General features: G+C 62.5%; 7 protein-coding genes and 1 tRNA gene. 6 read left to right on the top strand and 2 right to left on the bottom strand.

The window, feature by feature from the left end; genetic code table 11:
• Positions 1–58: 58 nt before the first annotated feature.
• Together PLAV_RS11790 and PLAV_RS11785 are read left to right on the top strand one after the other, a co-directional pair.
• Positions 59–5,362, top strand: a complete 5,304-nt coding sequence (locus PLAV_RS11790) for an autotransporter-associated beta strand repeat-containing protein (protein ID WP_041535980.1) — start codon at positions 59–61, stop codon at positions 5,360–5,362.
• Between the two features lie 666 nt (positions 5,363–6,028).
• Positions 6,029–7,387, top strand: coding sequence for a hypothetical protein (locus PLAV_RS11785; protein ID WP_041535979.1), 1,359 nt, complete (start codon positions 6,029–6,031; stop codon positions 7,385–7,387).
• Positions 7,388–8,553: 1,166 nt separating this feature from the next.
• On the opposite strand, the gene PLAV_RS19365 is transcribed toward PLAV_RS11785, so the two are convergent.
• The gene (locus PLAV_RS19365) at positions 8,554–9,015 is read right to left on the bottom strand and encodes a TetR/AcrR family transcriptional regulator (RefSeq protein WP_168713198.1); all 462 of its coding nucleotides are present in this window, start codon (positions 9,013–9,015) and stop codon (positions 8,554–8,556) included.
• A gap of 525 nt (positions 9,016–9,540) precedes the next feature.
• A tRNA-Ile gene (locus PLAV_RS11770) sits at positions 9,541–9,617 on the bottom strand.
• A 124-nt stretch (positions 9,618–9,741) separates the two neighbouring features.
• On the opposite strand from PLAV_RS11770, the gene PLAV_RS11765 reads away from it, so the two are divergent.
• The 4 genes from PLAV_RS11765 (at position 9,742) to PLAV_RS11750 (ending at position 13,359) form a co-directional block, all read left to right on the top strand.
• Positions 9,742–10,497 (top strand): SIMPL domain-containing protein, encoded by a 756-nt coding sequence (locus tag PLAV_RS11765; protein WP_012111242.1) that lies wholly within the window; start codon positions 9,742–9,744, stop codon positions 10,495–10,497.
• A 165-nt stretch (positions 10,498–10,662) separates the two neighbouring features.
• A complete protein-coding gene (locus PLAV_RS11760; RefSeq protein WP_012111241.1) occupies positions 10,663–11,781 on the top strand; it encodes a DJ-1/PfpI family protein in 1,119 nt (372 codons plus the stop codon).
• A gap of 219 nt (positions 11,782–12,000) precedes the next feature.
• The gene (locus PLAV_RS11755) at positions 12,001–12,231 is read left to right on the top strand and encodes a hypothetical protein (protein WP_041535977.1); all 231 of its coding nucleotides are present in this window, start codon (positions 12,001–12,003) and stop codon (positions 12,229–12,231) included.
• A gap of 78 nt (positions 12,232–12,309) precedes the next feature.
• Positions 12,310–13,359 carry a methyltransferase domain-containing protein gene (locus tag PLAV_RS11750; RefSeq protein ID WP_012111239.1) on the top strand — a complete coding sequence of 350 codons (1,050 nt, stop codon included), beginning with the start codon at positions 12,310–12,312 and terminating at the stop codon, positions 13,357–13,359.
• Positions 13,360–13,433 lie beyond the last annotated feature (74 nt).

Raw genomic sequence — 13,433 nt, 5'->3', positions numbered from 1 at the left:
GTGGGGACCGATCATGGGCGTGGCAAGCGGAAATCGGGTAGCGACAGGGCGGCGCACCATGCGTGTAACCACTTGGCGCTTCATGCGTCTGCGGCGCAAGGCTGTGCCACCCGTCATCCTCCGACGCAATCTGACGCGGCGTCTCCTCTCCAGCGTCGGCGTTGCCGCCCTTCTCGCGGGTGTTAGCCTCGCGCTTCTTCCAGCCCCCACCCGCGCGGATACCTCATGGACGGGCGCTGCCGACAGCGACTGGAACAACGCAGCCAACTGGTCAAACGGTCTGCCGGTCAACACTTCGGGAACGACGAAGATCGAAGGGCCGGTCGCCGCGACTGTCGATGGTGTCAGTGTGGCGGACTCTGGCCGCACCAATATCGGCTCCGCCGCGCAGGACGGTTCGCTCATCGTGCAGGGCGGCGGTACGCTGAATGCGGGTGTATTTGAGCTCTTCGGATATAATGGCTTCAGCGGTACCGCAACCATCCGTGGCGCCGGGTCCGGGATATCCACTTCGTCGAGCCTCTTTGTCGGCGCCTACACGGGCGTCGGCCATATCTTCATCGAGGACGGCGGAACGCTGACCACCCCCTATTCTACATATATGAGCCAGTATAACGGCTCGCTCGGTACCGTAACGGTGACTGGTTCAGGTTCGACCTGGAACAGTAACTATGAGATCAATCTCGGCGGTGCCGAAGGCAATTACGACGCGACGGGTATCCTGACGATCGCGGATGACGGCCTGGTCAACATAAACAATGGCAACAGGAATCTGAATGTCGCCAAATCGACCGGCTCCACCGGCACGCTGAATATCGGCGCGGCGGAAGGCGATGCCGCCGTCGCGGCGGGATCGTTGCAGGCAAAGAGTGTTGTGTTCGGGGCGGGCGACGGTACGCTCGTCTTCAATCATACGGAAACGGATTACACCTTCGCTCCGTCCATCTCGGGCAATGGCGGCGTACATCAGCTCGCGGGCACCACCAACCTCTCCGGATCGAATAGCTGGTCGGGAAGCACTCTGGTCGAAGGCGGTATTCTGCGCGCGGGCGCGGCGGGCGCTCTTTCCGCCAACGCCGCCTACACGGTCAATGGCGGTACGCTCGATCTCAACGATTTCGACCTCACCGCAACCGAACTCTCGGGCACGGGCGGAACGGTCGATCTCGGGACCGCCGAACTCGAAGTCGACCAGGACGGCGACTCCGTTTTCGATGGCCTCATCGCGGGTGCGGGCAGTCTGGTGAAGCTCGGTTCCGGCATCCTCTCGCTGACCGGCGCGAACACCTATTCCGGCGGCACAACGCTCGGCGAGGGTACGCTCCGCCTCGAAGACGACGATGCCATTGGCACCGGCGCACTCACCGTCACCGGCGGCACCCTCGACTATGATGACGGCATCGACCTGTCGAACGACATCGACTTGCGGGCGCAGGCGACCCTCAACGTCACCACCGGCTCCGCCACCCAGTCCGGCAATATCGGCGAGACGGGCGGCAGCTTCGGTATCGTGAAGTCCGGCGCGGGCATCCTCTCGCTCACCGGCGCGAACACCTACACAGGCACCACCACTGTTTCCGGCGGCACGCTGCGTGCCGGCAGTGCCGACGCTCTCGTCTCCGGCGCCTACATCTTGAACGGCGGTACCCTCGACCTCAATGACTTCGATCTTTCCGCCTCCGGACTTTCCGGTGCAAGCGGTACCGTCGATCTCGGCAGCGCCGAACTCGAAGTCGATCAGGACAGCGACGGGGTCTTCGGCGGCATCATCTCGGGCGCGGGAAGCCTCCTGAAGCTCGGCTCCGGTATGCTCACCCTCACGGGCGGGAGCACCTATACGGGCCTCACCACCATACGTGAGGGGACGCTTGCTCTCGACGGCGGCTCTGTGGAGTCGTCCGACGACGTCATCATCGGAGATCTGGCCCATACGGTGGGTGAAGTCACGGTGACTGGTGCGGGAGCCTCGCTCGACACCGACAGCAGTGTGCTTGTCGGAGAGCTCGGTGAGGGAACACTGAACGTCGAAAATGGCGGCGTTGTGACGGCCGATGTTGTCATTGCCGGGCATCTTTCGGGTTCGGACGGAGCGATCCGTGTCACCGGAACCGGATCGCAGGTCAACAGCACCAGCTTGCTTCGGATTGGCGATGAGGGCGTCGGGCGCCTGATCGTGTCTGAAGGTGGCGCCGTGACGAATACAAGCACAGGCTATATCGGCGCAGGCACGAATGGTGAGGGCGCCATGACTGTCACCGGCACAGGATCGAAACTCGACAATTCCGGCATCCTCTATGTTGGCGGCGAGTACAATGGCGCGATTGGTGTCCTGACCGTTGCCGGCGAAGCCGCTGTCAATGTAGGGGCCGGCAGCGGCACAGTCCGTGTCGCGCATCATTCCGGCGCCACCGGCACCCTCAATATCGGTGCGGCGGAAGGCGATGCCGCCGTCGCGGCCGGCACACTGAATGCCGCCAGCCTGCAATTTGGTGCGGGTACCGGTCAGATTGTCTTCAATCATCTCGACGATGACCATGCCTTCTCCAGCGATGTTTCCGGCGCCGGCGAAGTGCTTCATCTTTCCGGCACCACCATCCTGACCGGCGAGAACACCTATACCGGCGGCACCACCGTTTCGGGCGGCACGCTCCGCGCGGGCCGCGTCGGCGCATTCACCTCCGGCGGCTACGAAGTGAATGGTGGCACGCTCGACCTCAACGATTTCGACCTTTCCATGTCCGAGCTCTCCGGCATCGGCGGTGCCGTCGATCTCGGCAGCGCGGCGCTCGCGGTCGGCAGCGGCAACACGGACGCGAATTTTGCGGGCGTGATCTCAGGTATCGGCAGCCTCGAAAAGACGGGCCTGGGTTCCTTCACCCTCGCCGGCGCGAACAGCTACACTGGCGGCACGACGGTTTCGGGCGGCACGCTGCGCGCGGGCGCCGCGTCGGCCTTCGTCGACGGCAGCGCCTATACGGTCGATGGCGGCACGCTCGACCTCAACGATTTCGATCTTTCCATGTCCGAGTTGTCGGGCACCGGCGGCACGATCGATCTCGGCGGCGCGACGCTTACCGTCGGCAGCGGCAACACGTTCACGAACTTCGCGGGCGCGATCGAAGGAACGGGCGGTCTCGAAAAGACGGGAACGGGAGAACTGACGCTGACCGGCGCGAACAGCTACACCGGCGGCACGACGATTTCCGGTGGTACGCTCGAAGGCAGCACGTCGAGCCTCGTCGGCGATATCGTGAACAATGCCACGCTCGCCTTCACGCAGGCATTCGACGGCACGTTCGGCGGCGTCATATCTGGCACGGGCAGTCTCGTGAAGTCCGGTTCCGGCGTTCTGACCCTGACCGGCGCGAATAGCTGGTCAGGCGGTACGACGATCCGGCACGGCACGCTCGAAGGCAGCACGTCGAGCCTCACCGGCGACATCGTCAACGACGCGGCGCTTGTCTTCGCGCAGGCGGGCGACGGCACCTATGCGGGCGCGGTCTCGGGCACCGGCAGCCTCGAGAAGACCGGCGCGGGCACGCTCACGCTCACCGGCGCGAACGGCTACACCGGCGGCACCACGGTTTCCGGCGGTACGCTCGCGGGCAACACGTCGAGCCTTCAGGGTGACATCGTCAACAATGCGAGCCTCCTCTTCGACCAGTCGGCGGACGGCACCTATGCGGGCGTCCTGTCCGGCAACGGCGACATCGTGAAGTCCGGCGCGGGGAGCCTCGTCCTCTCCGGCATCAGCGGCGCCTTCACGGGCGGCCTGGAGGTGCTGTCGGGCAGCCTCGTCGTCGACGGCACCTTCGGGGGCGGCCTTCTCGTCTCGGGCGGCTTCCTCGGCGGTTCGGGCACGGTCGGCAGCACCACGCTCGGCGGCGGCGCGACGCTCGCGGCGGGCAATTCGATCGGCACGCTCACCGTCGCGGGCGATCTCGCCTTCTCTGCCGGTTCTGTCCTCGCGGTCGAGGTGAATGACGGCGGCGACGCCGCGGGCGTCAATGCCGATTTCGTCCATGTGACGGGCGCGGCGACGATCGCGAGCGGCGCGGTCGTCGAGGTCGCGCCGGCGAACGGCACGGATGACGGCATCACCTATGCGCCCTCCACCACCTACCGGATCCTCACCGCCGATGGCGGCATCAGCGGCGTCTTCGACGGCGTCACGGCGGGCTTCGCCTTCCTCATGCCGGAAGTCTCCTACGACGCCACCAACGTCTTCCTCATCCTCACGCAGATGGCGGCCTTCGAGGATGTGGCGTCGACGCCGAACCAGCAGGGCGTCGCGGCCGCGGCCGAGGCGCTCGGCGCCGGTAACCCCCTCTATGACGAGATCATCGGCATGTCGGAGGAAGAGGCGCAAGCGGCCTTCGACGCGCTCTCGGGCGAGGCGCATGCAAGCTCGACCGGCGTCTTTTCCAGCTCCGCCGGGATCGTCCGGCGGACGATCTTCTCCCGTCTCTTCTCGCGCTTCGGCGCGCCGCGCGGCTTCGCGGCGGCGGAAGGCTATGTGCCGGCGGCGGGCGACGAGACGCCGCATGGCTATACGGTATGGGGAGAACTCGTCCGCGGCTGGGGCGAGACGGACGGGTCGGTGTCGGCGGCGGGCATCGAGCGCAATTCGACCGGCTTCCTCGGCGGCGTTGATCGCGAGATCGGCGAGGCAAGCCGCATCGGTATCGCGCTCGGCTACAGCCATGCCACCTTTGACGTCTCGGGGCGCGCCTCCTCGGGCGAAAGCGACAACTTCCATGTCGCGGGCTATGCGGGAACCGAACTCGGTCCCATGGACCTGAAGGGCGTCCTCGGTTACAGCTACCAGATGGCCGAAAGCCGCCGCCGTGTCGTCGTCGGCGGCGTCATCGACGATCTCTCGGCGGACTACGGCGCCCACACCTTCCAGGCATCGGGTGAGGCTTCCGTCGATCTCGCAGCGGGTCCCGTCACCCTGACGCCTTTCGCGGGCCTCGCCGTCGTTCATGTCGAGACGGAAGCCTTCACCGAGACGGGCGGGCCGTCGGCGCTTTCCATCGCCTCCTCCAGCAACACCACCGGCATCTCTGAGCTCGGTCTGCGCGCCGCGCGCGAGGCGGGCTCCCTCACCCTTTTCGGCTCAGCCTCCTGGCGTCACGTTTTCGGCGATGTCGAGCCCCTTTCCCGCGCCTCTTTCGCAAGCTCGCCCGCTACCACCTTTTCGGTTCGCGGCACACCCCTCTCCGAGGACGTCGCCTCCATCGGCGGCGGGGTCGAACTTCTCATCGCCGAGGAAACGACGCTCGAGTTTTCCTATCGCGGTGAATTCGCCTCCGACAGCCGCGACCATGGGCTGAAGGCGAAAGTTTCCATCCGCTTTTGAAAAGCAAAAATCAGCAACCGCGCGTTCGAGGAAATCATTGTCTCACAATAACGGGGCCCCTGCAGGTGCCAGCCGTTCGGGTAACTGGTGGTTTTGGGTAGAACATTCCCGAAACTCTGTCTAAAGTGACAGGCGGGACAGCCACTTGGCGGCTGTCCCGCTTTTCATTGGATCGCGAAGATATCTTCGTGAGGCGGAATGGCCGGGCAAGGACGGAAATCAACATCTGGTATGCCCCGGATTCCCGGCGCTTTCCGGGATATCCAGGTCAATTCCTGCCGCAATCCCACCTGCTCGAATTTCGGCAATCCGGCCAGGCCGTTCGTTCCCAGAGGTCGTCCCTCGTCGGGCGCGCCGGCAGCGCGGGACGACTATGTTCTGTCCGGGGACGCAAAGTTGGCGCCGGATAGCTTCCTCAAATGTAAGCGGTGCCTTCGAACCCACTCAATCAAGAGCAATGCGGCAATCGCCGCGGAGATGTCTCGCATCTCTGCCTATCTGGAGCCGCGGCCGGAGCCATCGTGCCCGGCACCGGCCTGCGCGAATGCCGGCGTGGGCGTGTATTCCCGACCCGAAGCCTATGCGTCGCAGGGAAGCCGCGGAGGGGCGCAGCGGTTCAGATGTAAGGCTTGCCAAAGAACCTTCTCGGTAGCGTTGAAATCGACGGTGCGGCAGAGGGCACCTCATCTCAATCGCACCGTCTTTGCCGAAGTCGTATCGAAGAAGCCGCTCCGCGGCATCATGGAGGTGACGGGACTTTCAGCGGCCGCCGTATATGACAAGCTCGATTTCCTCTACCGCCAGTGCCGGGGGTTCGCCGGCGAGCGCGAGAGCCGTGCCCATCGCATCGAAAGAAAACGCGTGCGGCTCTGCGTCGACCGGCAGGACTACATGATAAACTGGCGCAGCAAATCGGCGCGCAAGAACATTCAGCTCACCGCCATCTGTACGGTTGAAGCCGATAGCAGCTACGTGCTCGGTCATCACCTCAACTTCGACCCCGATATCAACCAGACCGAGGTTGAAGACGCCGCGGCCGTGAATGGTGACTTCGCACCCGGCACGAGGAGCTATTTCCGGGCCCAGCCGCAATATTGGCTGAATGCGGAGTTCGACCGGATGGCCGGGATCTCGCGGATGGAAGTCAGGCCGGATTTCGACGGCGAGACATTGACGGTGGACGAGCTGATTGCCGTGAAGAGCCGATGGGAACGAAACCTGCCGGACCCGGAACGTCCGGACTTGCCCGGCCGCGGAAATCAGCTGTCGCCCGACGGCGTGATGACGCATCTCGATTACACCGCCTATGCGCATGCCAGGCTCGTTCGCCGCTTCGTATCGGGCGCCAGATACGCGACCATCTATAGCGACCAGGACGAAGTCCTCCGCGCCGCCTTCATCTCCGCCTTCGCGCCGAAGATTCTGATGGAAGAGGCCGAGATGGCTTACGTCCAGTTCCAGAAGCAGATGACCATCGACGAGAAGAAGGACCTGATGCGCAAGTCCAACAAGGTCGTTGCCTCGCTCACACAAGCTTCCGACGATACGGAGCAGGCAGCAATCGTGAAGTTCATGGCGGATGAGTATGCGGCGGCCGCTTCAAGCGAACCGGACTGGCGCAAGCGCTGGATACCTCATCCCAGGAGCACGATAAACGAGCCGAAGCGCCGCATCCTTTATCTGACCGATACCGGCAACAAGACGCCGGAGCGCATCGGCTGGACGCTATCCGGCGCGACGCTGGCGCCGGTGGACAACTACTTCATGCGTCTGCGGAGGAAAATCAATTATCTTGAGCGCCCCATCCCGACCCGCTCGAACGCCAGCCGTCTCTGGAGCGGCTATCATGCCTACGACCCGAAGCGTGTTTTACAGATGCTCGAGATATTCCATGTCTATACGAACTACATCCGCACGAAAGACGGCAAGAGCACACCGGCGGTGAAGTTCGGTCTGGCGAAGGGGCCTGTGAGATTCGAGGACATCATCTATTGGATGCCAAAAGCGCCAACGTATCCTATATAGGCTGAACACAGATTTCAGCTTCAGGGACGGTGGGGTCTCGAGAGAATGAGATGGAGGGAGTTTTACTGCGAGGGTGAGACTTACAATCTCGAGCACCTGCATCCATTTTCATTCGACATGGTTATCCCGGCGAAACAGGGACAGCCTGAACAGCGATATAACATCAATGTTCGCTTCTCTCTTCATTGTTTCTCACGTGGGGTGAAACCCGGCGAAAAAATTCCCGATCATTTGGCCTATAGCGACGACAGGGAGACGCGCATTTTTGATTTCGACCGATATCACAGGTCGAGAATGCTCCCTGATATCGTGCGGTACCTGGGTGAAAGGAAGTGCTTTCACGACAACCACGGGAATTTCTACGTTTTCGAAATAACGGAAGAGGACGGAACAACCGCCTACTACTCGGTCTTTTTCACCTTGTCGAAGGCCGGCAGAAAGGCAGGGCTGAATCTCTTCATCAGCTCCGCTCATTTGCGTGAAGAGCGACCTTACGTCCGACAGATAAAGCCAATCCGATTCCGGGTTCTGGTTTACAACACGTGGAAAGGTAAGGCCGTAAAGCCCGCCCCATAAAGAAAAAGGCTCCCGGAGGAGCCTTTAATTGGACGCTTCTTGGATATTCCACTCTTGGGTGTGAACCGGTTCCCCGGCGAGCTGCCGCTAAAAGTCCATCTCTGCGACACTGAATACCTAGGGGATCTTCCTCGTTTTGTCAAGGATTAATGCCTGGCATGTAGAGCAACGGCGGGCTTTTGCCCGCCGCGCGCCCGGCGACCGAAGCCGACCGGGGGAATAGTAGTCTCAATATAGGTGCGAAACCACCTGTTGGCAAATCCCCATAGGCCCGCTGATTTTGGTCTGTCGTCTTCCAAAATCAGGGCAAAAAGCCCCAAAACACCATCCCCGCATCTTTATTTCTTGTGGTCGGCGCAGCGGACAGTACGCCAATTGGCGGCCGCCACTAAATGTAGCCAAAATGTTCCTGTCCAAACCACCAGTTGCCAGAACGGCTGGCCTGCAGGTGGATGCCTGTTAGGCTGCATTTACTGCTTCAGGAGGTGTGACTGAGTCCACTCCTGGCGCAAAGCGGACGCGAGGCTTGGAACGCTCTAGGCACTAAATTTTCCAGGCTCGTACTAGATCCGTGGTTGATAATCCGGGCGTCACGGTATGTTTCGCGGCGTGTCTTCTGAAGCGTCGTCTCGATGCTGACATATCGCGTTCGCGACCACTCCAAGAAGAAACGTGGCCGCCTCTGTACCGCCGCCAGCTCGTGCGGCCAAATCTTCGCAGAAAGCTCGAACAGCCTCCGCCACCTGTCGAGCTCGTGGGTCGGGGTTCCCTAGGCTCCAGCCGATGAGGTCTCCCAGCTCGGGTTGGCTTTGAATTTTCTCATGCAGTTTGGCCGCAACATCTGGCAAGCGTTTTGGTGTGTCCGCACCACTTTCCGACTCCGCCGAAATATCGAGATCAAGCAAATCAAGGCAAGAAAGGATCGCATCGTCGACCAGCGCTTCTACCGAGCCAAAGTGCTTGTAAATAAGAGCTTTCGATACCTTCGCATGACGCGCAATTTCAGATGGGCTGAGAGGATTACCGCGACTCTCGGTCATTGCGGCAAACACAGCGCTTTTCAGCCGTCCCTCTCGTGCCTCGCGGTCCCACTTGCGAACGCGAGGGCGCGGTTCCGGTACCCATAGAAAGCTTCGTCGCGGCATGTCCTGCCAATCCGAAATTGGAAAAACGTATTCTGGAAGATGTCGATAAATCCGAAAAGAGCAGTATCGGTCTTAAAGGTCGGATGACGTTTGCGTTCGGTGCTGATAGGCGACGACTTATCCGGCAAATTGAGTCATTCCGAACCTGTGAAACAATTCTGAGGCGCCATTTTATGACGCACCGAAGTTGCTTTCTTGGAGGACCGAAACGACCGATGGCAGATGCTGGGGAAGGAGTGCCTGGATACTCAGCGCCAATCGGAGGTTTTGTCCCGCCGAAAGCGGAAGCAGATTTTTCTTTAGTTCTCAAGGGCTTGCCACTCCGCGAGCAAGCTCGGCATCCGCAAGGCAACTTTGACCGATTCCAAGCTTGAATCACTTCAGCTTGGATCTGAGTCACTTATGACTTGTGCCCGCACGGCAGACGGGAGGTGGTGGGCCCGGCAGGACTCGAACCTGCGACCAAACCGTTATGAGCGGTCCGCTCTAACCAACTGAGCTACAGGCCCCCAATTCGCGCACCGCCATATAGCAGCAAGCGGCGAGCGCCGCCAAGCCGGGAGCGGCCTCCTGCCGCAATTTTGTCCCAATCCGGTTCGAAGCTCCGGCCAGCCTTAAAGGAGGCCCCAGAAAATGCCGAAGAACCGGAATACCATTCTCGCCGCCACCCCCCTAGCCGCTATCGCCACCCTCGCCCTCTTTCTCGGATTCGTCCTTGCCGCACCCGCCCATGCGCAGGAGAAGAACGAACCCCGCACCATTACCATCACGGGCGAAGGCAAGGCCATGGCCGCGCCGGACATCGCCTATATCTCGACCGGTGTCGTGACCGAAGGCGCGACGGCGGCTGAGGCCCTTGCCGCGAACACCAAGGCGATGGCCGAAGTCTTTGCCGGGCTGAAGGATGCCGGTGTCGCGGAAAAGGACATGCAGACGTCGCAATTCTCCGTCTACCCCGTATATGAGCAGCAGGATCCGCAGAAGCAGGAACCGCGCACGCCGAAAATCGGCGGCTATCGCGTGCAAAACCAGTTGACCGTGACGGTCCGCGACTTGACGGCGCTGGGCGGCATTCTCGACAAGGTCGTCTCGCTCGGCTCGAACCAGATGAACGGCATCAGCTTCTCCATCGACAAGCCGGAGCCGCTGCTCGACGAAGCCCGCAAGGACGCCGTGAAGGACGCGCTGCGGAAGGCAAAACTCTATGCCGGCGCGGCGGGCATCTCGCTCGGCCAGATCATGTCGATTTCGGAAAACGGCATCGGCATGCCGCCGCAGCCTTACTATGCGAAGGACATGATGATGCGCGCCGAAGCCTCATCCGTTCCGGTCGCAGCCGGCGAACAAACGATTACAGCAAGCGTCAACCTCGTCATTGCCATCGACTGAAGGGGACTTCAGCCGACACTGCCCCCCAGCTTGGCAAAGGGCGGAACCTGAAAGATGGTTCCGCCTTTTTCTTTGGCAGAAAATACGCGTCACCTGTCCTTTCCGCCTGCGCGTCCCCGCGCCAGCATGAGGCATCGTCCCGAACGACTTTGCCGGAGAGCTGCCATGCGTGGATACAACATCGCCATTCCCTTCTTTTTCTTTCTGGTGCTCGGCGCGATGATCGCCGCGACGGCGGCGGGTGCGGCGACACCCTCGCCCACTGGCGGCTTCGAGCCTAAAGAAGGCCGGACAAGCCCGGTCGTCGCCGTCGCGGCGCTGAATGCGGGGACGGAAGTGACGGACTTTCTGGTTCCTTACGGCATCCTCAACCAGGCCGGCGTGGACGTGTTTGCCGTTGCGCCGACAATGGACCCCGTCGCCTTCTGGCCGGCAAGTTCGGTGCGGCCCGATGCCGACTTCGCGGGCTTCGACGCGCAATTTCCGGACGGCGCCGACATCGTGATCGTGCCCGCCATGCACGACCCCGAAGACCCGGCCATGCTCGCATGGCTGCGGGCGCAGGAGGCGAAAGGCGCGCTGATGGTGTCGATATGCGAGGGCGCCAGCGTGCTGGCAGCGGCAGGCCTGCTCGACGGCAGGCGCGCCACCGGCCATTTCTACGAGCATGAAAGCCGCGTGGAACGCTATGGCGCCGTCGATTGGCAGCGGAACATCCGCTATGTCGAGGACGGCAAGCGCATCTCCTCCGCCGGCGTCAGCGCATCGCTGCCGGTGTCGCTGATGCTGGCCGAACGGATCGCCGGACGCGAACGTGCGGAAGAAATTGCCGCGCGCTACGGCGTGCGCGGCTATGGGCCGGAGCATGACAGCGAAGCCTTCACCATCGGCGCGCGCGAAATGGCGACGGCGGTGAAAAACATGCTGCTGGGCTGGCCGCGCCGCCACTATCTGGTTGAAGCGTGGGAAGGCGTCGACGAGGTGGACATGGCCTTCCCGCTCGATTTCGCAGCGCGCACCTGGCGCGGCTCGGCGGGCACCTATGCGGCGGCGAAGGAAGTGCGCAGCCGGCACGGCCTCGTCTTCCTTGCCGACGAGACCGGCAAAGTGCCAGAAAATGCGTGGCTGGTGCGCCTACCGGGGGCGGAGGAGACCGGCGAGGCGGCGGTGACGCTCGCCCGCTCCGCAACGCTGCGGGAGGATTTCCTTACCTTTATCGGCAGGGAAATGGGCGGCGATACGGCCCATTTCGTGGCGGTTCAGCTCGAATATCCCGCGAATTGAGGCTTTATCCCCGCTCTGCCTTGTTTTTGCGCGCCGCCGCCCCATATAGCTCCTAGCGATACTTGTCGCAGGCGCCCAGCGCGTTACGGCGCAGCGGGAAGCCGGACAAGTCTTCATCTCAAGCTTTGACCACGGATGTAATGGCAGGGCGGTGAGATGACTGGAAAGGCCGGGAATACCCGGCCTTTTTTCGTTTATGCGCCTGAAAGGAGAGCCGACATGGCCACGTCCGCCAAGACCGCCGCCGCCTTCAAGCCGAAGGCATCCGATGTCCGCCTCGCCAAGGCCGACCAGACGACCGAGGCCGCCCGCGCCATCAACGAGGCGAATGCCCGCGCCCATGCGGCCAAGACCGAAAAGCTGAGGGCGCTGCGGCTCGAAAGGGAAGCAGCGGAGGCGGCCGAAAAGGAAGCCGCGCCGAAAAAGAAGGCGACGAAAAAGGCCGTCTGACCCCTCCCCAACTTGTGACTGGACCGTGATGCCGCCGCCCGGCAGGGTGGCGCCGTCGCACGCAACGGGAGACGGTCCATGTCGGTCGAGTCGGTGAAGGAATATTACGGGCAGACACTGAAAGGCTCCGCCGACCTCAAGACCGATGCCTGCTGCGACCCCGGCGCGACGCCGCCCCACATCCGCGCCGCCCTTTCCGACATTCATGACGACGTGCTGACGCGCTATTACGGCTGCGGCCTCGTGATCCCCGACAAGGTGGAGGGGATGCGCGTGCTCGACCTCGGCTGCGGCGCGGGGCGCGACGCCTACGCGCTGGCGAAGCTCGTCGGCGAGACGGGCTCGGTGACGGGCGTGGACATGACGGCGGAACAGCTCGCCGTCGCCCGCGCGCATGTCAGCTGGCACATGGAACGCTTCGGCTACCGGCGCGCCAATGTCGATTTCCGCGAAGGCTATATCGAACGGCTGGGCGAACTCGGCCTCGAGCCGGAAAGCTTCGACATCATCGTTTCCAACTGCGTCATCAATCTCTCGCCGGACAAGCGCGCGGTGCTGGAAGGCGCGAGGCGGCTTCTGAAGCCGGGCGGCGAATTCTATTTCGCCGATGTCTATGCCGACCGACGGCTCGACCCTTCATTGCGCGACGACCCCGTGCTGCTCGGCGAATGCCTCGGCGGTGCGCTTTACTGGAACGACTTCCTGACCCTCTCGAAACAGGCAGGCTTCGCCGATCCGCGCCTCGTCACCGACCGGCCGCTCGAGGTGCGCGAACCCTCGATCCGCCGGGCGCTGGGGAATGCGCGCTTCTTCTCCACGACCTACCGGCTCTTCAAGCTCGACGCGCTGGAACCCGCCTGCGAGGATTACGGCCAGGCCGTGATCTACAAGGGCGGTATTCCGCATGCGGAAGATGCCTTCACACTCGACGCGCATCACCGGATCGAGAAAGGCCGCGTCTTCCCGGTTTGCGGCAATACGTGGCACATGCTGAAAGCCACGCGCTTCGCGCCGCATTTCGACTTCATCGGCGACTTCTCGCAGCATTACGGCATCTTCGAAGGCTGCGGCACGCAGATGCCGTTTGGGGCGGGTGGCGGCGAGGCGGCGGCGGGGGCTTGTTGCTGAGGACGCACCGGATCGAATAGGCCCGGTTCTAATTCTTGCGAAGAAGCCCCTCACCCTTCCCTCTCCCCGTTGGG

Origin of the sequence: Parvibaculum lavamentivorans DS-1 (assembly GCF_000017565.1) — a bacterium.
GTDB classification, from domain to species: domain Bacteria; phylum Pseudomonadota; class Alphaproteobacteria; order Parvibaculales; family Parvibaculaceae; genus Parvibaculum; species Parvibaculum lavamentivorans.
Note: the sequence above shows the minus strand (reverse complement) of the source record. Positions and strands in the feature narration are given on the sequence as shown.

Bases quoted from the DNA above. Each gene is read 5' to 3' on its own strand.
- PLAV_RS11790 (WP_041535980.1), top strand. From the start codon at position 59: ATGCGTGTAACCACTTGGCGCTTCATGCGTCTGCGGCGCAAGGCTGTG.
- PLAV_RS11765 (WP_012111242.1), top strand. From the start codon at position 9,742: ATGCCGAAGAACCGGAATACCATTCTCGCCGCCACCCCCCTAGCCGCT.
- PLAV_RS11760 (WP_012111241.1), top strand. From the start codon at position 10,663: ATGCGTGGATACAACATCGCCATTCCCTTCTTTTTCTTTCTGGTGCTC.
- PLAV_RS11750 (WP_012111239.1), top strand. From the start codon at position 12,310: ATGTCGGTCGAGTCGGTGAAGGAATATTACGGGCAGACACTGAAAGGC.
- PLAV_RS11755 (WP_041535977.1), top strand. From the start codon at position 12,001: ATGGCCACGTCCGCCAAGACCGCCGCCGCCTTCAAGCCGAAGGCATCC.